This window comes from Collinsella aerofaciens (assembly GCF_018785245.1).
Lineage (GTDB): Bacteria > Actinomycetota > Coriobacteriia > Coriobacteriales > Coriobacteriaceae > Collinsella > Collinsella aerofaciens_AD.
In genome coordinates this window covers 1-20,745 of sequence record NZ_WQPL01000019.1, presented here as the reverse complement: position 1 = coordinate 20,745, position 20,745 = coordinate 1, and the positions used below count along the sequence as shown (strand labels likewise).

16 protein-coding genes and 2 tRNA genes are annotated in these 20,745 nt (G+C 61.2%); 1 reads left to right on the top strand and 17 read right to left on the bottom strand.

Annotation, left to right across the window (positions count from 1 at the left end; translation table 11 throughout):
* Positions 1-161: 161 nt before the first annotated feature.
* The 17 genes from GPK39_RS04105 to asnB form a co-directional block, all read right to left on the bottom strand.
* Positions 162-851, bottom strand: coding sequence for a TetR/AcrR family transcriptional regulator (locus GPK39_RS04105; RefSeq protein WP_215673987.1), 690 nt, complete (start codon positions 849-851; stop codon positions 162-164).
* Positions 835-5,274, bottom strand: a complete 4,440-nt coding sequence (locus tag GPK39_RS04100) for an acyl-CoA dehydratase activase (RefSeq protein WP_215673985.1) — start codon at positions 5,272-5,274, stop codon at positions 835-837. Before GPK39_RS04100 ends, GPK39_RS04105 begins: the two co-directional genes overlap by 17 nt.
* Positions 5,275-5,555: 281 nt before the next feature.
* The gene (locus GPK39_RS04095) at positions 5,556-6,104 is read right to left on the bottom strand and encodes a DUF2798 domain-containing protein (RefSeq protein WP_055285230.1); all 549 of its coding nucleotides are present in this window, start codon (positions 6,102-6,104) and stop codon (positions 5,556-5,558) included.
* Between the two features lie 314 nt (positions 6,105-6,418).
* Positions 6,419-7,987 (bottom strand): threonine/serine exporter family protein, encoded by a 1,569-nt coding sequence (locus tag GPK39_RS04090; protein ID WP_215673983.1) that lies wholly within the window; start codon positions 7,985-7,987, stop codon positions 6,419-6,421.
* Between the two features lie 340 nt (positions 7,988-8,327).
* Positions 8,328-10,292: a lysine--tRNA ligase gene (gene lysS / locus GPK39_RS04085; protein ID WP_215673981.1), complete on the bottom strand. Its 1,965-nt coding sequence runs from the start codon at positions 10,290-10,292 to the stop codon at positions 8,328-8,330.
* Between the two features lie 79 nt (positions 10,293-10,371).
* A complete protein-coding gene (gene greA, locus GPK39_RS04080; RefSeq protein ID WP_006234960.1) occupies positions 10,372-10,842 on the bottom strand; it encodes a transcription elongation factor GreA in 471 nt (156 codons plus the stop codon).
* A gap of 106 nt (positions 10,843-10,948) precedes the next feature.
* Complete coding sequence (gene tatA / locus GPK39_RS04075) at positions 10,949-11,224, bottom strand: twin-arginine translocase TatA/TatE family subunit (protein ID WP_022094895.1); 276 nt, start codon at positions 11,222-11,224, stop codon at positions 10,949-10,951.
* 112 nt (positions 11,225-11,336) lie between these two features.
* Positions 11,337-11,413 (bottom strand) — tRNA-Pro (locus tag GPK39_RS04070).
* A 49-nt stretch (positions 11,414-11,462) separates the two neighbouring features.
* Complete coding sequence (ispE, locus tag GPK39_RS04065) at positions 11,463-12,359, bottom strand: 4-(cytidine 5'-diphospho)-2-C-methyl-D-erythritol kinase (protein WP_338404390.1); 897 nt, start codon at positions 12,357-12,359, stop codon at positions 11,463-11,465.
* Positions 12,360-12,361: 2 nt separating this feature from the next.
* Positions 12,362-12,658: a Veg family protein gene (locus GPK39_RS04060; RefSeq protein WP_215673979.1), complete on the bottom strand. Its 297-nt coding sequence runs from the start codon at positions 12,656-12,658 to the stop codon at positions 12,362-12,364.
* Between the two features lie 183 nt (positions 12,659-12,841).
* On the bottom strand, positions 12,842-13,288 hold the full coding sequence (gene dtd, locus GPK39_RS04055; protein WP_148331907.1) for a D-aminoacyl-tRNA deacylase: 447 nt from the start codon (positions 13,286-13,288) through the stop codon (positions 12,842-12,844).
* A 3-nt stretch (positions 13,289-13,291) separates the two neighbouring features.
* The gene (gene rdgB / locus GPK39_RS04050) at positions 13,292-13,933 is read right to left on the bottom strand and encodes an RdgB/HAM1 family non-canonical purine NTP pyrophosphatase (protein WP_215673977.1); all 642 of its coding nucleotides are present in this window, start codon (positions 13,931-13,933) and stop codon (positions 13,292-13,294) included.
* 141 nt (positions 13,934-14,074) lie between these two features.
* On the bottom strand, positions 14,075-14,800 hold the full coding sequence (rph, locus tag GPK39_RS04045; protein WP_215673975.1) for a ribonuclease PH: 726 nt from the start codon (positions 14,798-14,800) through the stop codon (positions 14,075-14,077).
* 54 nt (positions 14,801-14,854) lie between these two features.
* Positions 14,855-15,739, bottom strand: coding sequence for a glutamate racemase (murI, locus tag GPK39_RS04040; RefSeq protein ID WP_035137557.1), 885 nt, complete (start codon positions 15,737-15,739; stop codon positions 14,855-14,857).
* 51 nt (positions 15,740-15,790) lie between these two features.
* Entirely contained in the window at positions 15,791-16,702 is a 912-nt protein-coding gene (locus GPK39_RS04035) for an HAD family hydrolase (protein WP_215673972.1), read from the bottom strand.
* A gap of 107 nt (positions 16,703-16,809) precedes the next feature.
* Complete coding sequence (locus GPK39_RS04030; RefSeq protein WP_215673970.1) at positions 16,810-18,372, bottom strand: Mur ligase family protein; 1,563 nt, start codon at positions 18,370-18,372, stop codon at positions 16,810-16,812.
* Positions 18,373-18,484: 112 nt separating this feature from the next.
* Positions 18,485-20,365 (bottom strand): asparagine synthase (glutamine-hydrolyzing), encoded by a 1,881-nt coding sequence (gene asnB, locus GPK39_RS04025; protein WP_161115110.1) that lies wholly within the window; start codon positions 20,363-20,365, stop codon positions 18,485-18,487.
* A 187-nt stretch (positions 20,366-20,552) separates the two neighbouring features.
* Here asnB and GPK39_RS04020 point away from each other — a divergent pair.
* Positions 20,553-20,628 (top strand) — tRNA-Val (locus tag GPK39_RS04020).
* Positions 20,629-20,745 lie beyond the last annotated feature (117 nt).

The window sequence follows — 20,745 nt, the reverse complement described above, 5'->3', positions numbered from 1 at the left end:
AAAACGCCCGCCCGTCGGCGGCGCTTTTGTCTCTTTACCCACAGGTTGTCTATGTTAACAGCTGGAGGAATATCTATAAACCCGGCTCACATGAATGCAGGTTATGACCGCATCGCGGGACTCACCGCGCGATGCGCGACAGGCGCCCCGCAAGAGAAACCCTAGGCGTCTTTCACCACGTCGGGACTCGTCGCACGCGATGCGCGATAGGCATCGGCCTCCTTGGAGACGCGTTCGAGCAGCTCGGATGTATCGACGCCCTCGACTTGCGCGACCGTTTCCACCGTCTGCATGGCGACCGCCCTCAGGTACGCGCACGCGCTGTCCCCCAGCTGCTCGAGGTCTATCTCCTCGCCGCCCTCCCGGGCAAAGCCGACCGCCATCACAAAGCCCATGATGCCCGAGACCAGAAAGCCCACCGCAAAGCTCGAATCTGCCTCGAGCTCTTCTCCGTCGGGGTGGACGATCTCTCTCACGCGGTCGATGATGATCGTATGGATGCCCTGCACGACCTGCTCGGCGGCACCCGCCCTCATGGTGATGACGATGCGCCGCAGCAGGCAGCGGACGTCGCGCCGGTCGAACGCCGAAAGGTCGCCCTCGCTCGAAAAATGCCAGAGGGCATCGGTGATAAGCTCGTTATCCTGCAGCAGCTGGGTCATGGCGATGGCGACGAGTTCATCGAAATCGTGAAAATAGTAGTAAAACGTTCCGCGATTGCACTGGGCGGCGCGGGTCACCTCGCCAACCGACAGCTCGAAGATGCTGTTGTTCTCGATGAGCTCCCAAAACGCCTCGATGATACGGGTGCGTGCATCGGGCGCATCGGCGTCCTTACGCGGTCTCGCCATGCGCCTCACCGCACCCCTGCGCCTTGGCGTTCATGATGAGCATCTGAAGACGGTTCTCCACGTTGGCGAAGCTCACGTCGGGATCGTAGTCGAGCGGCAGGAACTGCGCCGTGGGATACTGCTCCTTGAGCGCATGGATGAGCCCGCGCCCCACGACATGGTTGGGCAGACACCCGAACGGCTGCAGGATCACGAAGTTGCGGCAGCCGCGCTTGGCGTGCTCGAGAATCTCCGCCGGAATCAGCACGCCCTCGCCCGCATCGAACGTATGGTGCAGGATCTTATCGCTCGCGCGCACGAGCTCGGGCATGCGCGTCGGCGGCTCGTAGAGCGGGCTCGCCGCGCCCAGGCGGTCGCAACGGTCGTGCGCGAGCTCGAACAGGTTGTCCGCCGTGGCGTACCAGGCCTTTTCGGGCAGCGACAGGTCGACGTGGAACTCGCGCGACTGCGCATGCTTGTAGAAATAGGTCTTGCGGATCACGTCGGTCATGCGCGCCTCGATGACCTCGAGCCCGTTGTCCTCGAGGTAGCGCTCGATCTCGTGGTTGGCGCCGAGATGGAAATTGAGCAGGTACTCGCCCACGATGAGAACGGTCGGATGCGGGTTCGAGCGGTCGTACGGAACGGCGTCCATGATCGCAAGCGCGCGTTTGAAGCCCGTCGCCTGGCCTCTCAGCCCGGAGCGCTCCATGCCCTCGATAACCTCATCGAGCGCGCGGTCGAACGCAGCGTCCGCCGCGCCCTTCTCGAGCTCGTAGGGACGGATGCGCCTAAGCATGGCCTCGAGGGCATCGATCATGGGAAGACCGTAGGCGATCTGGATGCTCGGGCCAAGGCCGAGCTTGAAGCCCGGATGCGCATTGTGGGCATCGACGTCGTCGTTGGTGAGCACCGGGACATAGTCGTATCCCGCGTCGTCGAGCGCGCGGCGCAGCAGGGGCATGTAGTGCGTCAGGCGGCAGTCGCCGATATACTTGCCAGTCACCACGGCGACGTCGTGCGGGTCGTACTTACCGCTCTCGAGTGCCGCGAGCGCCTCGCCGATCACGATTTGCGCGGGGAAGCAGATGTCGTTGTGCACATAGCGTTTGCCCAGGCGGATGGCATCCTCGCGCCCGATATCAAGGGCCTCGGCGCGCACGCCCTGATTGCGCATCGCCGCGGTCATGAGCCTGCAGAACGCATGGGAGGTGTTGGGGACCAGCGCGATCTTGTCGTGCCGGTCGCGCTTGGTGTACTTGACCTTATACGGGTCGTCGAGCGGATGGACCGCGTGCACCCGGGCGCCCTCGGCACGCTCCTCCGCGCGACGACGGTTGACCGACTCGATAAACGAACGCACGCGAATGCCCATGGGACCGGCGACGTCGCTCTCATCGAGCTTGATCATCATCGGAACCTTGGAGCCCATCTCGCCCATCATGCGCGCGATCTCGTCGGTGAGATACGCATCGTGGCCGCAGCCGAAGCTGCCCATCTGCACGAGCTCGAGCTCGGGCGTCGATGCGACGATGACCGCGCACGACAGCATGCGCGCATGGTAGTTGTTCACGATGTCGATGCGGCTGTTGGAAAGATCGACGTTGCAGACCCCCGGCACCGCATCGGGCGTCAGCACGGGGATGCCGCGCTCAGAGAAGAGCTTGGGCAGCCCGTGGTTGACCAGCGGGTCGTTGTGGTACGGGCGCGAAGCGATCACCACCGCGTAGCCGCCGTCCTCGCGCACGTTCTCGAGCACCTGCCTGCCGCGCAGCTGCAGCTGGTTCTCAAACGTCTCCTGCGCGCGGTCCGCCTGCTCGGTCGCCTTGGCAACCAGGTCGGCATCGATATCGAAGGTCTCCTTGCACCACGCCTTGAGCTGGCGGTTTCGGTCGCCCTCGTCGTACCAGTGGAACAGCGGCGTATCGAACGGAACGCCGAAACGCTCCTCCGGGTTATCGGAATTGCGCATCACGTAGGGGTATCCCTTTACGACGGCGCACATCCACTCGCTGGTAGAGGCGGTGTTTTCGGTGGGCACCGTCGTGATGATGGGCATGAAGATGCGGTCGACGCCGGCGTCGACGAGATTGCGGATGTGCCCGTGGACGAGCTTGGCCGGGAAGCACACGGTGTCGGATGTGACGTGCGCCAGACCGCGCTCGTACATCGCCTTGGTGCTGCGTCCCGAGACGCGCACCTTAAAGCCGAGCGTGCTGAAGAACGTCGACCAGAACGGCATGGTGTCCCAGAACTCGAGCACACGGGGAATGCCGATCGTGACATCGCGCCCCCCGCAGACGGGAACCGTGGGGTACGACTCGAACAGCAGCTTCTCGCGGTCGACAAAGAGATTGGGGGCAGCCGCGGTCCGGTCGCGCCCCGTGCCGGGTGCCTGTGCCTCGCAAGCACCCTGCGGACGCAGCTCCTCCGCCGCGGGAACCTCGCGCACGAGCTCATCCCATGAGATGGCGCCGCCGCGCGGGCAGCGATTGCCCGTGACGTAAAGCGAGCCGTCGCCAAATGCCACGACCGCGCGCTGGCAGCGGTTGTTGCACCGACGGCAGGTAACGCCGCCGAACTCGCGATGCTCGAAGCGCTCCACGGCATCGAGCCCGATAAACGACGTGCCGGCGTCGCCCTTGCGGCATTTCTCGCGCGCGAGCAGGGCGATACCGATAGCGCCCATCAGCCCCGGGTGGGGCGCACGCGTGACGGGTTTGCCCAGATACTGCTCGAATGCGCGCAGCACCGCGTCGTTTCGGAACGTGCCGCCCTGGACGACGACTTTGTCGCCCAGACGGTTGAGATTTGAAACGCGAATGACCTTGGTGAACACGTTCTCGATAATCGAACGGCAGAGACCGGCCATGATGTCGCCCGGACCCTTACCGCGCCGCTGCTCGGAAACGACGCTGCTGTTCATGAACACCGTGCAGCGGCTGCCGAGAACGGCGGGGGCTTTGGACGAAAATGCCTCGGTCGCGATATCCTCAACGGCTATTCCGAGGTTTTTGGCAAAACCCTCGAGGAACGAGCCGCAGCCCGCAGAGCACGCCTCGTTGACGACGATATCGGTCAGCACGCCGTGGTTGAGCCAGATGGCCTTCATATCCTGTCCGCCGATGTCGAGCACGAAGGTCGCATCGGGAACGCATGCGCACGCGGCGCGGGCGTGCGCGACCGTCTCGACCGTATGGTAGTCGGCGTGGAACGCGCGCGCGAAAAGCTCCTCGCCGTATCCCGTGGTGCCCACGGCATCGATCGCAAGCGTGACTCCCGCTGTCTCCCAGCGGTTCTTCAAGCTGACAAGACCCTGTTGAGCGACGTCGAGCGGTCTGCCGTTATTAGACGCGTAGAACGAATCGACAAGCTCACCCACCTCATCGACCAGGGCGAACTTGGTCGTCGTGCTCCCCGAATCGATACCGAGCGCCACACGCACCGTCTCTCCGGGCGCATACGCATCCGGACCCTTTGCCGGCGTCTCTTTGCCATGGCGTGCCGTAAAATCCGCCTGCTCGGCAGGTGTGGCAAAAAAGGGCTGGGCAAGACGTCCCTCCCCGCTTGCGGGCGCGACCGTCTCGAGCTTATCCAGCCGGACAAAAGCGTCGGGAAGGTCGATCGGTTGGGACGATGCGAACATGTCGGTCAGCGACAGGGCGGCACCGCGCGCGACCATGATCTGCGGATCGCGCGGGACGATAACCTGATCGTCCGATAGATTCAGTTGCTCCCGGAACACGCGGACCAGCGTGGGGTTGTAGGCGAGCGTACCGCCCTCGAAGATTACCGGCGGCTCGATGTCGATACCCTGGGCCAGACCGCCGATCGTTTGGCGGGCGACCGCGTGAAGCGCCGAAAGCGCCAGGTCGGTGGTAGGAATGCCCTCGTTGAGCAGCGGCTGGATATCGGTCTTTGCGTACACGCCGCAGCGGCCCGAGACCTCGTGGACGGTCGTTCCCCGGCTTGCGAGCTGCTCGAACTCGCCCGATTCGGTGCCGACCCCCATGAGCTTTGCCATCTCGTCGATAAATGCACCGGTACCGCCTGCGCACGAGCCGTTCATGCGCATGTCGGCAACCTCGATGTCTCCCTTATCGTTGGTGCGGAAGAAGATCATCTTGGCGTCTTGGCCGCCCAGCTCGATGGCGCAGCGCGTCTGCGGATAGAACCTGCTGATCGCGAGCGCGTTGGCGACCACCTCCTGAACGTACGAGGCGCCCAGCGCGGTCGCGATATCGCGCGCACCCGAGCCGGTCACCGCAACGCGCAGCGACTCATGGGGAAAGCGCTCGGCGAGCTCGCCGAGCATGGCGCGCACGCTCGCTGTCTGACACGCCCCGTGGCGGCGATATCCCCACCACGCCTCGGTCATATCCTCGTGCATCGCGTAAACTTTGGTCGTCGTCGACCCTACGTCCAGTCCTACTAGCAACGCCATAATGCTCCGTCTCTCGCATTTTTCCTGCTAGAGATATACCACTCTACGTAATACAACAGACTGTTGTATTTAAACTCCGTATAAAAAGCGGCTGCCGAAACGCTTCAGCAGCCGCCGAATGCACCAACAGATTGTTCTGCGCGCTAGCACGTCGGGCAACGGAGCAGCACGGGCCCTCCGGTCACGCGCACCGCTCACGCCCGCGATGTCGCCGAGAGAGCTATCCACGCTTAGGGCTCCAACCAAGCAAGTCGCCCGCGCTCAGCAGATCCCTAAGCGAGTTACTCGCACTCAGGAGCCATAGCCTGCTCCAAGAGCTCGGCATGCTCCTCCTCGAAAACCGTCCCCACAGGGAAGGCGCGACGGAAGACGAAGTGGGAAATCGGACCGGCTACCAAAAGGTTCCACGGCAGCGCCATCACAAAATTATGCGGGATGTTGATCATCCAGATCGCAGGCACGGAATACAGGTTCGCAAGGATGCCGCCGGGCATGTGCGTCAGACCCTCGCAGGCACCGTACAGCGACATGATGATGACCATGGGAACGACCATGCAGGAGCTGACGGCGAGCGTCATGGCAAGTGGCGAGCTCTTGCCCGGCGTGACCAAGTACTTAAAGGCGAAACCCTTGGCGAGCGGGCTGGCGACGAACCAGTCGCAGCACATGGCAAAAATGTAGGCAACGGGGAAGCCGAGCCACGCAGCGGCAACGACCTCGCCGTTGATGGCCCCGTGCTGCAGGGCAACGTTGTAGATGCTCATCCAGAGCACCATGCAAAAGCACATGATAAAGGTGAACAGCAGGCTCTCTCGTTTGTTGATAGGCATAAAGGGCAGATTCCTCTCTGTGTTGTACCGCGGCGCCACGCAACAAAAACGGGCGGGCAAGATGGAGCTGTTGGAACTTCATCTCGCCCGCCCGTGGTACGTGCGTCTGCGACTACTTATGTGGTGGAACTACCCTAACACGAACGGCACGCGCTTCGTAAGCGTTGAGTTTATGGAGATGCAGGGCACCAATAATCCCCCCGACCCCATAAGTTGCGGTGGAATACGGACTGTTTTGACCCTTTAAGCAGCAATTCAGTCCCTATTTCACCGCAACTCATTTGGTACAAAGTGACCTGTCCCCCTTGCACCAATTAGCTGGTGTGGCGCCAGCGGGGGTCGGTGAGGGTTCTCGCCACGCCCAAGCCAACGGGCAGAAACGCCACGATGAGCACTGCACGCACAAACCAGCCGAGCATATTGACCGTGTCGAAGGTGCACATGTAATACATAGAGCGATAGAGATACAAGCCCGGCACCATAATGACAATCGAAGGCACCGTGAGGGCGATGCGCGGGTAGGTGAGCTTGACTTCAGCCAAGCTTGCGAGCAGCCCCGATACCAGCGCGCCGATAAACGCTGCTGCCTCGGGAGGCATTCCCGTGCTGAGGCCCAGGAAGGGAATCATCGTCGGCGCATCGACAAGGGTCAGACGCAGGGTATTGGACACGGCGCCGATCAACCCAGCTGCCGCGGCCATCTTTACCGGGCTGTTGAACATCACCGAGAAGCCGAATACGCCAACGAAGCTCATCACCACGCGCAGGAGCGTAAGGGCAAGCGGCGAAAGGCCCAGTGGGGCAAAGTCGTCCGGCGCCAGGCCAACACACTCGGCAACCATCCAGCCTACGAGCGTCGCCATTACAATAATCGATACGGCATATGAAAGGCGCTCGATACCGCTTCGCATGTCGAGCTTAGCAATGTCGAGGCCTGCCGTAATGAGTGGAAAGCCGGGAATCACAAAGAGCATGGCGCCGATATAGCCTTCTTGGTGCGACATTGCCCCCGGTATGACCTGGCCAAGGCCGAGCAATGCCAGCAGATACGAAACACAAGCGAGCGCAACGCCGGTCGTCAGCGCGCTAAACTGACCAAGGCCTTGCTTGAGAATATGAGAGCGGGCAAAGTTGCCGACACCCGCGCCCACGAACGCGCATGCCATCTCAATGGGACCGCCACCAAGTAAAAAGACAAAGGCGCCACAGGCGCAGGCCGCCGCAAGGCCCTGTTGCCAAGGCGCGTAATCAGGTTTTGAACTCTCGACGGTCTTGAGCATCTCGTGATACTCGTGCACCGTGAAGCGACGACCATAGGTCTCGATTTCCTTGAGGAAACTCTCCATCATCCAAATGCGATGGGTATTGACGCCCGTTGTGGGCAAGCTGACGACCTCGTTAAAGCAGTGACCATCTTCGATGCAGGTACACTCAAACGACAGGAGACTTAAGTCAACGTGGATGGTCACACCGAGTACGGCGGCGACTCGATTCATGGTATCGCGTACACGCCAGGCACCCGTTCCGCTCGCGAGCATAAGCATACCGGTGCGGCAGATGATGGATGATTTATCGGTGAGCGGCGCATCGACGGCAAGTTCATCGCCTGCCGTCACAATCTGGTGCCAGTCAGTTTTCATATGGAGCGCGCCGGCACGGACACCGTGGTGCATGGGGGCTCTCGAAAGCAGCGAGTTAAGGCGCGAAGACTGTGGGGGCTCCGTTGATTCGTCCTCAACCTCATCAGCCTCTTCATCGACCAGATCAAAGGAATCAAGCGGCGCTGGCTCGCGACGGTCGATCAGCTCCTCGTCCTCATCATCAAAGTAATTGAACTGATCGAGCATGTCCTCTTCGATTGCGCGCTCGCTCGCATCGTCCATCCCGGTGCTCCCTTCCTATCGACTAACCCCCATCCTAGACAGCGACAGCTAAAGGAAACATAAAAGAGACGGCTGTCATGCGAGCCATGCGCGCAATAGCCATTGGGTAGCCATTGGGGACGTTCTTGAATGACTAGTCGTTTAAGAACGTCCCCAATGACTACTCCGACAACGTCGATGTATTGGCAACGCAAGCGAGCGGGTCGCATTTGAGACAAGGTGACGTGAAACGAAAGGGCGCTGACCTTCTGGTCGCGCCCTTGAAGTTGAACGTCAGATTGTCCAAATGCGGCCCGCGCAGCGTCGAGCCGTTACGCGGTTCGTAGAACCGCGTAACAAGTTAGTACATCTTTGCGCCGGCAGGGATGGAAGCGTCGAGCTGGATCAGGTTGAGGCGCTCCTCGCCCTCCTCCTCGTGGATGGCGCTGATGAGCATGCCGCAGCTGGGGATACCCATCATCTTGCGCGGAGGCAGGTTGGTGATGGCGAGCAGGGTCTTGCCGACCAGGTCCTCGGGCTCATAGTATTCATGGATGCCGGAGAGAATGGTACGGTCAGTGCCGGTACCGTCATCGAGCGTAAAGTTCAGCAGCTTCTTGGACTTCTTGACGGCCTCGCATGCCTTGACCTTCACGGCGCGGAAGTCGCTCTTAGAGAAGGTATCGAAGTCGACGAACTCCTCAAACAGCGGCTCGACGGCAATCTTGGAATAATCGACCGTGGGCTTGAGGGGCTTGACGAAGGGGCTCGCGGTGTTGCCGGCCTCGGCAGCCTTGGCAGCAGCGGCACCGGACTGGAAACCCTTCTCGGGCTTCATGTGCGGGAACAGCAGCACGTCGCGGATGGAAGCCTGGTTGGTGAGCAGCATGACCACGCGGTCGATACCGATGCCAATGCCGCCCGCGGGAGGCATACCGTACTCGAGGGCGCGCACGTAATCCTCGTCGTACTCCATGGCCTCGTCGTCGCCGCCGGCCTTCTCGGCCATCTGGGCAGCGAAGCGCTCGGCCTGGTCGACCGGGTCGTTGAGCTCGGAGAACGCGTTCGCGTACTCGTGGCCGGCGATGACCAGCTCAAAGCGATGGGTCAGGCGCGGGTCGTCCTCAAAGCGCTTGGCAAGCGGGCTGACCTCGATGGGGTAATCGCACACGAACGTGGGGTTGACGATGGTGTCCTCGCCCAGCTCATCGTAGATCTCGGCGATAATCTTGCCGGCGGTCCACTCGGGCTTAATCTCCAGGCCCTTCTCGCGCGCGGCGGCAGCAAGCTCCTCGACCGGCGTGTCGATGGTGACCTGCTTGCCGAGCACGTCGGAGACGATGTCGGTCATGGGACGGCTGGCCCACTCACCAGAAAGGTCGATGGTCTGGCCCTGGTACTCGATGACCTCGGGGTTGCCGATGGCCTTGTTAGCCGCCTTAATGACACCCTGGGCGAGCGCCTTCATGCCCTCGAGGTCGGAGAAGGCACGGTAGGCCTCCATCGTGGTGAACTCGGGGTTGTGGGTAAGGTCCATGCCCTCGTTACGGAAGATGCGGCCGATCTCGAACACGCGCTCAAAACCACCGACGATGCAGCGCTTGAGGTGCAGCTCGGTGGCAATACGCAGGTAGCACTCCTGATCGAGCGCGTTGAAGTGGGTAATGAACGGCTTGGCCGTGGCACCACCCTGGATGGTCTGCAGGATGGGGGTCTCGACCTCCATGTAGCCGTCGGACTCCATAAAGCGACGGAAGGTGGAGAGAATCTGCGAACGCTTACGGAAGGTCTCACGAACGTCGTCGTTGGCGATCAGGTCGACATAGCGCTGGCGATAGCGGGTCTCCTTGTCGGAAAGACCGTGGAACTTCTCGGGCAGCGGACGAACGGCCTTGGAAAGCAGGGTCGCGCTCTCAGGGGCAACGGAAAGCTGGCCGCGCTTGGTGCGCACGACCACGCCGGTCACGCCCAGGATGTCGCCCAGGTCGAGGGCCTTGAGCGTATTCCAGGCAGCCTCGTCCATGTCGTTGATGCGGCAGAACAGTTGAATCTCGGCAGTCGCATCGCGCACGACGATGAACATGATCTTGCCCTGACCGCGCTTGGCGACCACACGGCCGGCAATCTTCACGACATCCTCGGTGTCCTCACCATCGGCAAGATCGGCGTACTTAGCCTCGATATCGGCGACGTAGTCCTCAAGCTCAGAGTGCTCAGGATAGGGGTTCTGGCCCGCCTCGAACAGGGCGGCGCGCTTGACCAGGCGGGTGGCGCGCTCGTCGTTGAGCGTCGATGCCTGATCGGCGGCGTTCTGGTTCTCTGCCATAAGTTAGCTCCTCAAACTAAAACGCTCCCCAGGATTCGGTCCCAGGGAGCGAAAACATACCTTTACGCGGGACCGTGGTCTAGCGTGCGATCTTGGCGATGGTGTAGACGCGAGTCTTGCCGGAAGGCGTAACGACCTCGACGGAATCGCCCTCGCCGTGACCAATGATGGCGTGACCGACCGGAGACTCGTTGGAAATCTTGTGCTCGAGCGAGTTGGTCTCGGTGGTACCGACGAGCGTGACTTCCATGACCTCGCCGTTGGGATCAATCAGCGAAACGGTGGAACCGATGGAGACGGTCAGGTCGCCCGTGGTGGCAGCAACCTGAGCGTTGGCAAGAATGGCCTGGATCTCGGCGATACGAGCAGCATTCTGGGCCTGCTTGTCCTTGGCGGCATCGTACTCGGAGTTCTCCGAAAGGTCGCCAAACGCGCGGGCTTCCTTGATGTCCTCGACGATCTCCTTGGCGTAATCGCCCTCACGCCAGGCGAGCTCCTCGACGAGCTTCTGGCGGCCCTCAGCGGTCAGTACGATCTGGCTTGCGTCCATACGGATATCTCCCCAACTCTGATCAAACAATCAACTGTCAACAAAACGAAAAAGACCGGCTAGCCTGCGGGCAAGCCGGTCAGGTGCTCACCCCAAAGGGATGGGACTACTCTGCGTCCGCGTCGCTGTCCTCTGCCTGCTTCTTCTTGGCAGCAGCGAGCTTGGCCTCGAGCTCAGCGATCTCCTTGTCCTCCTCGGACTGCTCGACCACGACCTCCTCGGCCTGCTTGGTCTCGGCCTTATCGTCGCCCTCCATACCCTCACGGATATTCTTGACGGTAGAGCCGAGGGACTTGCCGAGCTTCGGCAGGTTCTTGGGCCCGAAGATAATCAGGACAACGACGAGAATAATGATGAGCTCAGGAGCCCTCAGTCCAAACATGTAGACCTCCACAATACAGCGAGACAAGCTCGAATGAGTATACCGCGGGTATCGCGGTATCACAACACTAGCTAAAAAAAGGGACCGCAAGAAGCGGTCCCTCCTCATGCTCTGGTCGGGTTGACTGGATTTGAACCAGCGACCCCTGCGTCCCGAACGCAGTGCTCTACCAAACTGAGCCACAACCCGTTAGCTCGACTATAGTAACAAAGATTTTCGCCGCGTGCTAGAGAAATTTTTATTTCTTTGAAGCGTCGATTTGAACCGTGTTGGGAATAAGCTCAGTCGCGCAGGCCCACCAGCCATTTTGCTGGGCAGCATCGGCAAGCCTTTCGGCCGTGGCAGCGGTGTCGCAAATGGCAAACGAGCAGGCACCCGATCCGCACACATCTACAGCAACGGTTCCGTCCTGTTTACGCAGCCAGTCGAGGACCGTTTGAATCTGCGACTCCATCTGTGCGGAAATGACACCAAGGTTGTTATGGATGAGTGCATATGCCGTCTCGGCATCACCAGCACGCAAGGCAGAAGCTATCGCGCCGGGCTTGTCCGCAGGCACCGGGGCCTCGTCAAAACGTCGATAGGCTTCAATTGTCGAAACGCTTGCCTCGCGCGGCTTGACCAGCACGACGGGCGTCGCAGGCAGCGCGGGGTACTCAGTTGCCAGCACGTCTCCCCCACCTACGTAGAACGCAGGACTCGCGTGCAAAAAGAACGGGACGTCAGCACCAATGCCCCGCGCAATATCGTCGAGCGCTGGGTCGGTGCGATCAATGCCCCAGAGCTCTGCCAAGGCGACAATGACCGCGGCCGCATCCGTCGAGGGGCCGCCCAAGCCGGCGCACAATGGAATGCGCTTCTCAATCGTCACGCAGACGTTTGCCTCGCGACCATAATGCTCGGCCATAGCAACCGCAGCCCGATACGCCGTATTCTTTTGCATGGGAAAATCTGATGCCGGAACCGTCTGGACGGTCAGCGCCTGCGACGGCGCGACCGTCACGGTATCGGAAAGACCGACGGCCGCCATCAGGGAATCGACCCTGTGGTAGCCGCGGTCATCGCGCTCGGTATGAACCCCCAGGTAGAGGTTAATCTTTGCCGGCGCGGAAAGAGTCAGGGACCGATCGGTCACCGTTAATGCTCCTCGAGCTGATTGCCGAGCGGGGTAAAGATATGCTCGCCGCTCTCGGGGTCGAACAGCTCGACCTGGCCGGTGAGGACATCGATGTACTGGTAGGACTGACGCGACTTGCGGCCGCGACGCTCGTCAACCTCGACAATGAAGACGGCCGGGTGGACGCTCTTGATGGTGCCCATGCGCTCGACGACGCGGGTACGGCCCATGTTGGCCTTCACCTTGACGCGATCGCCCACCATATCGGTCAGCTTCTCGCGGATGTCGTCGACGTGATTGACTTCCATCTCTTCCATGAACAGGGCCTCCAGAAGGTGCAATTCAAAAAGGGGATAATACCCCTAAGATAGACAAAACTCTAATACTATAGCACCCTGTTGTGGCCATACGCAAGTAGCTAAAAAAGCCCGGTCTCGAATACGTACCAGACGACAACCTCGCATGACCAGTTGTTACGCGGTTTGGTAAAACCGCGTAACCTAAAGGTTGTCGGTGTCCAAGACGATGGTGAATGGGCCGTCGTTGACCAGGTCGACCTTCATGTCGGCGCCAAAGATACCGTGCGCCACATGCTCAACGTCCTCGTGCACAAGCGTCAGGAAGTACTCGTAGAGCTCGTTGGCGACATCGGGGGCGCCGGCATCCGTAAACGATGGGCGGCGACCGTGGCGGCAATCGGCGAACAGCGTGAACTGCGACACCACGAGCACCTCGCCGTCGACATCGGCGAGCGCCAAGTTGGTCTTGCCGTTCTCGTCCTCGTTGATACGCAGCCCGCGGAGCTTGCCCCACAGCTTGTCGGCCTCGGCACGTGTGTCGCCGTGACCCACGCCCAGCAGCACCAGGTAGCCGCGCCCAATGCGACCCACGCATTCGCCGTCGACCGTCACGCCGGCGTTGAGCACGCGCTGCACCACCGCACGCATGGCCTACTCCTCGCCCGTCAGCTTGGCGGACAGATGCTCGAGCGCGTGGAAACGGTGGCTGATGGCGTTCTTCTCGTCAGCCGTCAGCTCGGCCATGGTCTTGCCCGGCGTGTCGACCGGCAGGAACAGCGGGTCGTAGCCAAAGCCGTGATCGCCGCGGCCCTCGTGTGCGATAACGCCCTCGCAGGTGCCCTCACCATAGGTGACCAAACCGTCCGTGTCGATGAGCGCGACGACGCTCATAAAGCGCGCAGTGCGGTCCTCGTCGGCCACGCCCTCCAGGTTAACGAGGAGTTTGGCGTTGTTGGCGGCATCGTCGCCGTGCACGCCCGCATAGCGCGCGCTATACACGCCAGGCTCGCCGTCCAGGGCATCAACGACCAAGCCCGAATCGTCGGCAATGGCCATAAGGCCCGTCTCCTCAACCGCGGCTTGGGCCTTGATGATGGCGTTCTCCAAAAACGTCGTGCCGTTTTCCTCGGGATCCTCAAAATCACCCAGCTGGCCGAGCGCCACAAAGCGCACCTCGGGCATGACCTTGCCCAAAATGGCCTCGATCTCGGTGAGCTTATGGGCGTTGCCCGTTGCCACGACGATGGTCGCCGCCGGGTCGAGGGTGTCGATGTCAATCTTCTCAAGTGCCATGACTGGCCTCCTTGTCTCTATAGCAAGCCGCGTGAGGGGCGTTTGGGCACTTGACCCCTCCCCTCTCAGGCGATCGGACCTTTCAACGCAGCATTTCAGCAGATAAAACCTACCAAAATAAACCTGTCCCTTTTTGGCAGGTTAGGCGATGGCTTGGCGCTGAAGCTCGATGAGCTCGGCGATACCCTTGTCGCCCAGGTCGAGCAGGGCGTTGAGGCGCTTGCGGTCAAAGGGCGCCTGCTCGCCGGTGCCCTGGAGCTCGATCATCTCGCCGGTGTCGGTGGCGACGAGGTTCATGTCGACCTCGGCGTGACTGTCCTCGGAATAATCGAGGTCAAGCAGCGTATTGCCGTCGACAACGCCCATGGAGATGGCAGCCACCTGGCCGATAAGCGGGATGCGCTCGATCTTGCCCGCCTCGACCCACATGGCGAGGGCGTCGTGCAGCGCCACCCAGGCGCCGGTGATGCTCGCTGTACGCGTGCCGCCATCGGCCTGAATCACATCGCAGTCGACGGTGACGGTGTACTCGCCGAGCGCCTTCATGTTGACGACGGTACGCAGGCTGCGGCCAATGAGGCGCTCGATCTCCATGGAGCGACCCTTGCGGTTGGCGTGCTCGCGCTTGCAGCGCTTGCCGGTCGACGCCGGCAGCATGGCGTATTCCGCGGTCACCCAGCCGGCCTTAGCTCCCTTTCGCCAGCCCGGCACGCCCTCCTCGATAGTGGCGGCGCACAGCACGCGCGTGTCACCGAACTCGGCCAAACACGAGCCGTGGGCGTGCTTCATGACGCCACGGGTGAGCTTAACGGGGCGCAACTCGTTGGCGGCGCGATCGTTGGCGCGGTTGACCTGCATGTACTCCATAGAAATTTCCTTTCGGCAAAAGATGTGGCGAAGGCTTTGGCGGCTGCCTTACATCTATTTCAGCTCATCGATATCGATATGTTCGATGCTCTTGAGCGGCTGACCAAAGATAAAGCTGCCCGCCACCGCAAACTCGGCAATGTTATCGGCCGTCGTGGCAAAACGATGCTGCGGCTCGGCGGCGTCGCCCGCCAGCTGCTCGCGGCGCGTGAGGATATCGGTCAGCTCGCGCGTGGTTTCCTCGGCGGAACTCACGACGCGCACCCCAGGCCCCAGCGCATGCCGGATAGGCCCCACGAGCAGCGGAAAATGCGTACAGCCGAGCACCACGGTATCGATACCGTGGTCGCGCAGCGGCTCAACCGTGGCACCCACCAGCGCACGCACGGCAGGCGTATCAAAGATGTCCTCGTTCTCGAGCCACTGCTCTTGCAGATGCGCACCCGAGGCGAGCTCGTGCTCAACGACCTCGACAAAACTCGAGGCAGGGCAGCCGTATACGTCGACGCCGGCATCCAGGTCCTGAATGGCACGCGTGTAAGCGCCCGAGCGAATGGTGAGGTTGGTGGCGAGCACGCCCACCCGGCGCGTGCGGGTGCTGTTGATTGCCGCGCGTGCGCCCGGCGCGATCACACCGATCACGGGAACGTCGAGCACCTGCTGGGCCAGACGCAAGGCCGCAGCGGTCGCCGTGTTGCAGGCGATGACCATAATCTTGACGTCGTGCTTCGAAAGCCAACGACCCGCCTGCAACGCAAACGAGCGCACTTCATCCTCGGTGCGGGTGCCGTAGGGGCAGCGCTTGGTGTCGCCAAAGTAGTAGACGGACTCGTGCGGCAGCGCCGTCGCGATGGCGCGCGCAACCGTCAGACCGCCCAAACCAGAATCGAACACGCCAATCGGGCGCGTGTCGCCTGCCGGATTCTCGATATCGGACATTACCTCACCAGTCTCTCTCGAAAAGACATGTCCAAGTGCGGCGGCGGCGCGCTACGAACGCGCCGCGACCAGCAGCTCTGCCGTCGCCGCCCAACCGTCGACAATTTTGCCGCGCGTAACGAAAGCGTTCTCGCAAGCAGCCAGGAACTCGGACGCGCCGGCGCTCGTCAGGCCATTCTCGACCAGGCAGAACGTGCCCACGTGATCGGCCATGTAGAAGTCGGACTCGGAATCGCCGAGCGCGAGCGTCTCCTCGCGCTCGATCCCTAGGTGCTCGCAGAAGCGCGCAATGGCGACGCCTTTGTTGAGGCCCACGGGGTTGATGTTGAATGCGCGACCGTCCTCGACGCGATCGAGCTCGAGCGTCGTCGGCTTGGACAGGTGAGTCAGATGGCCGTTGCAAGCCCAGATCAGACCGCAGCCGGCCTCGTCCAGGATGGCCTGGGCCTCATCGTCGGGCACATCGCCGCGCATGCCGACGGTGACCTCACGGTATTTGTAGCCGGTCGACATGTCGTTGTGATACTCGATCTTGTGCGGCCAGCGGGCAAGGATCTTCTCGCACACGCCGGTCTGCTCGATCACCTGGTGCGGCGTGAGGCCGCAAGAGGAGTCGTAGGGCATGTCGCCGGTCAGATACTCCCAATCGTTGGCTTTGAGGTCGTACATGACCAGGCCGCCCATCTCGCCGATGTAGGAGTTGAGACCGAGCACGCGCGCGTCCTCGTGGATCATGGTACGGTTGCGGCCCGAGGTGGGAACCACCTGAATACCAGCGCGAGCGAGCGCCACGACAGCCTCGACGAGTTTGGTCGAGGGGTTGCCGTCGTTGTCGCGCAGCACGCACGAGCCGGGCGCGAGCATCGTGGCATCCAGGTCGGTAAAGACGTACTTGACCTTGGCCAAGCGCTCGCGCATCTCGCCCGAAAGCTCGGCAACGGTCGGCAGGGTGTTGTGGGACATGGTTACTCCGTTTACGTAGAAGGGTTTGGACTTGGACGGCATGTTTTGATTGAGGGAACACGCTTATGGCGACAGCGTACTCAGGGCGCCGCCGCCATCATGGTTCATTAGTCAAACTGGGTAACATCGATCAGGCGATTGGCCAGCGAAAGGTCGCTCTTGATGGGCACGAATTCGTCGCCCACGTGCATGAGCTCCTCGTCACCCTTTGCCAGCAGCAAGACAATGGTGGGAGCATCGGGGTTGACGTACTCCTCGCGCGCCGCCTTGAACGCCGCATGCACAGCGGCTTCGCGATCGAGGATGATCTTGTTCGGCGTATCGTCGGGAACATGTTCGGCAAGCTCGCGACAGACCTTCATCGGGTCCTCGTGAGCTGGATCCTCGTTCGTAAAGATCATCAGGTCGGAATATGGTGCGGCCTCGCGTGGCAATTGCTCGCGGCGCTCCTGAGCCTTGCCGCCGGCGGCGCCAAACAGCGCAATGACGGGGCTGGCGGGAAACGCGCGCTTGACCGACGAGAAAAGCGAACGGAACGAAAGCTGGTTGTGCGCATAGTCAACGACGCAGATCACGCGGCCGTCCTTCGACTCCACGACCTCCATACGGCCCGGCACACGCAGTTTGGAGAGGCCCTTCTTGATGGCATCGATACCGATGCCGATCTCGCGCGCAGCGGCGATAGCGACCAGCGCGTTCTCCACGTTAAAGTCTCCCGCGATACCCAGCAGGACCTTCTCCCCCGCCTCGGACTCGTCGGCACACAGGCCATGCAAGTTGAACTCGATGCTAAAGCCGACCATGCGTACGTCGCTCGCCCACAGGCTTGCCTCGGGATGCTCGACGCCAACGGTCACCAAGCGCTCGGCCGTCGACGCTGCCTCCAGCACACGGTCGACCTCTTCGGTGCCCAGATTCACCACGGCGGTCTTTGCCTGGTCAAAGATCCTGAGTTTGCTCTCAAAATAATCCTCGAAGGTCGGGTGCTCGATCGGCGAGATGTGGTCGCGGCCGATGTTGAGGAAGCACGCCACGTCAAACGGCAGATTCTCGACGCGTTGGTACTTGAGCGCCTGGCTCGAGACCTCCATGACCATGGACTGGCGACCGGACTCACGGCAGTTGGCGATATGGCGCCAGACCTCGGGGGCCTCGGGCGTGGTGTTGGTGCTCTCGTAGCACTCGATACCATCGTCGGTATTCACCGAGCCGATCATGCCGCAGGACTCGCCCGCCGCTTTGATAATCGACTGAAGCATAAAAGCGGCCGTGGTCTTTCCCTTGGTGCCGGTGATGCCCACGATCTTGACGTCGTGGTCGGGACGGTCGTAGACCTCCGGCGGCAACAGGGCCATGGCCGTGCGAACACTATCAACAACCAGCATCGCAGCACCGCTCTCCTTCGCCAGCGGCTCCAGAGACTCGACCAGCGACTCCTCGCACACAAATGCGACGGCGCCCGCATCGAGCGCCATGCTCAAAAACGCGGGCTTAAAGGCAGCACCTTTGCAAAAGAATACGTCACCTGCCGAGACCGCGCGCGAATCAAACGAGCAGCCGGTCACGGCACGCTCGTCAACCTGCTCTGATGCGCGCAGCTCGCCGCACACATCGAGAAGCTTGGCAAGCGTATCGACCGTGGTCACGGTCGCGGAATCCGAATGGTGCATCTTTCACCTTTCTCAGCCATTTGGCAGGGACGGTTTTCATAGTAACTGAAACGTGCTCGCGCAAAAACGGCTCCCGGAGGAGCCGTTACGCGCAGGCATTCGTAGGCCGAGACTAGGCAGCCTGAACAGAAGGCTGGCCCTCGTCGATAAAGAAGCGCTTGTACCACACTAGGAACACGAGCGGCGTATAGATCTTGCGCTGGAAATCGCCCTTGCCCGCAAAGTGCAGATCGAGCAGGTGCATGAGCTCGTCGGTATTGAAGAACTCACTTGCCCACGGCGCGGTGAAGTACTCCTTGACATAGTCGTACCACTTTTGCTCGCGCAGCCAGTAGACAATCGGCACCGGGAAGCCCACCTTGGGACGGGTGGCCCACTCATCGGGCAGCGACTTGTTGGCAGCGTGGCGGAGTACCTGTTTGTTGCCGTTCTCGTTGATGCGGTAGCGGTCGGGAATGTGCTCGGCGAACTCCATGACTTTGCGGTCCAGGAAGGGCACGCGCAGCTCCAGCGAGTGCGCCATGCACATCTTGTCGGCCTTGAGCAGAATGTCGCCCGGGAGCCACATGTTCATGTCCAGGTACTGCTTCTTGACCAGTTCGGGCTGACCCTTCACGCGTGCGTAGATGGGTGCAGCGAGCTCGAAGGCGCCGTCGCCGGTGTTGTACTCGGGCTTGAGCACGCCGTCGACCTCGCGCTCCGGCCATACCAAAGCCTGTCCCAGGAACGACTTCTCGGGAATCTCGGCACCCTTGACCAGGAAGTTATGTCCCTTGAAGTACGGCATATGCAGCGCCAGGTTACCGAGCGCGCGACGGATGGGCAGCGGCACCATCTTTTTGTACTTGCGCACCGGGACCGTATCCTCGTAGTAGGCGTAGCCGCCAAAGAGTTCGTCGGCGCCTTCGCCCGAAAGCACCACGGTGACGTCCTTGCGGGCCATCTCGGCCAAGAACCACAGCGGCACGGAAGACAGGTTGGACTGCGGCTCGTCCATGTGATACTGGATATCCTCAAGCGCACCGAAGAACTCGTCGGCGGTAATCATCTTGCGAACGTTCTCGACGCCGAGCTTATCGGAAAGCTCCTTGGCGTAGTTGGTCTCGTTGAAGTTCTTGTAGTCAAAGCCCACCGAGAAGGTCTTGTCGGGCATGAGGCAAGCGGCAATGTAGCTGGAGTCGACGCCACCGGAGAGGAACGACGCGACCTTGACGTCGGCGATGCGATGGGCCTCGACGCTCTCGTGCACGACCTCGTCCAGCTCGTCGACGTACTCTTCGAACGGCTTCTCGACGGCAGAGTAATCGCAATCCCAGTAACGCTCGATGTTCATCTTGCCGGTCGGGATATCGACGGTAAAGTAGTGCGCCGGCGGCAGCTTGTAGACACCCTCGAAGAAGGTCTCCTCGGTTGCCGAATACTGCAGCGTCATGTACGGACGCAGGGCCTTTTTGTTGACCGCCTTGTGGAAGTGCGGGTAGTCCAGGAAGCTCTTGATCTCGGAGCCAAAGAGCACGCCCGGAGCGCCGTCGCCCGCATCGGCCATGGGATAGTAGTAAAGCGGCTTGATGCCAAAGATGTCACGGGCGCCAAAAAGCTTGTTCTTCTTTTTGTCCCAGATGACGAAGGCGTACATACCGCGCAGGCGATCGAGGACGGCCTCGCCCCACTCCTCGTAGCCGTGCAGGAGGCTCTCGGTGTCGGCGCCGCAGTGGAACTTGTAGCCCTTGGCCTCGAGCTCGGAACGGAGTTCTTGGAAGTTGTAGATCTCGCCGTTGAAGACAATGACGACGCTACCGTCCTCGTTGGCCATGGGTTGGGCGCCAGCCTCGGTCAGGTCGAGGATCGACAGGCGGCGGAAGCCGAGGGCAACGCGGCCGTCGATAAACTGACCGCCCATGTCGGGACCGCGATGGACGATGCGGTCCATCATCTTGGTGAGCACCTCGGATTGGTTATCCGTCCCACCGACAAAACCGACAAAACCGCACATATACTATCCCCTCTGCTGTTGCTGGGCATCAAATCGAATCAGTAGCTTTTGAGTATACCCGAGGGCGTAAAGAGGGGCGGAATGTTCAGGCAATCTCAACTGAATCAGCTCCGCTGCGACACGTGCCAGTTACCTTTAATGGATATGAGGTGAATGAGGCGATTGTTTTGCTATACTCTCTCCGCACGGGCGATTGGCGCAACGGTTAGCGCAGGTGCTTTACACGCACAAGGCTGGGGGTTCGAATCCCTCATCGCCCACCACCGAATTGTTAGGCCTCCAGCGATGGAGGCCTTTCTTTAATATGAGAAAGCCATTGTCAATAGGCATGTTCGTTCGAGCCCGGTTTGAAACCGGGCTTTTTCGTTTCCCGTCGGGAG

Excerpts from the sequence above, each read along its gene's own strand:
- tatA (WP_022094895.1), bottom strand. The coding sequence starts at position 11,224 with ATGTTTGGACTGAGGGCTCCTGAGCTCATCATTATTCTCGTCGTTGTC.
- GPK39_RS04035 (WP_215673972.1), bottom strand. The coding sequence starts at position 16,702 with ATGTCCCACAACACCCTGCCGACCGTTGCCGAGCTTTCGGGCGAGATG.
- greA (WP_006234960.1), bottom strand. The coding sequence starts at position 10,842 with ATGGACGCAAGCCAGATCGTACTGACCGCTGAGGGCCGCCAGAAGCTC.
- rdgB (WP_215673977.1), bottom strand. The coding sequence starts at position 13,933 with ATGGCACTTGAGAAGATTGACATCGACACCCTCGACCCGGCGGCGACC.
- rph (WP_215673975.1), bottom strand. The coding sequence starts at position 14,800 with ATGGAGTACATGCAGGTCAACCGCGCCAACGATCGCGCCGCCAACGAG.
- GPK39_RS04095 (WP_055285230.1), bottom strand. The coding sequence starts at position 6,104 with ATGCCTATCAACAAACGAGAGAGCCTGCTGTTCACCTTTATCATGTGC.
- GPK39_RS04100 (WP_215673985.1), bottom strand. The coding sequence starts at position 5,274 with ATGGCGTTGCTAGTAGGACTGGACGTAGGGTCGACGACGACCAAAGTT.
- GPK39_RS04090 (WP_215673983.1), bottom strand. The coding sequence starts at position 7,987 with ATGGACGATGCGAGCGAGCGCGCAATCGAAGAGGACATGCTCGATCAG.
- GPK39_RS04030 (WP_215673970.1), bottom strand. The coding sequence starts at position 18,372 with ATGCACCATTCGGATTCCGCGACCGTGACCACGGTCGATACGCTTGCC.
- GPK39_RS04060 (WP_215673979.1), bottom strand. The coding sequence starts at position 12,658 with ATGGAAGAGATGGAAGTCAATCACGTCGACGACATCCGCGAGAAGCTG.
- murI (WP_035137557.1), bottom strand. The coding sequence starts at position 15,739 with ATGTCCGATATCGAGAATCCGGCAGGCGACACGCGCCCGATTGGCGTG.
- dtd (WP_148331907.1), bottom strand. The coding sequence starts at position 13,288 with ATGCGTGCGGTGGTGCAGCGCGTGCTCAACGCCGGCGTGACGGTCGAC.
- GPK39_RS04105 (WP_215673987.1), bottom strand. The coding sequence starts at position 851 with ATGGCGAGACCGCGTAAGGACGCCGATGCGCCCGATGCACGCACCCGT.
- asnB (WP_161115110.1), bottom strand. The coding sequence starts at position 20,365 with ATGTGCGGTTTTGTCGGTTTTGTCGGTGGGACGGATAACCAATCCGAG.
- lysS (WP_215673981.1), bottom strand. The coding sequence starts at position 10,292 with ATGGCAGAGAACCAGAACGCCGCCGATCAGGCATCGACGCTCAACGAC.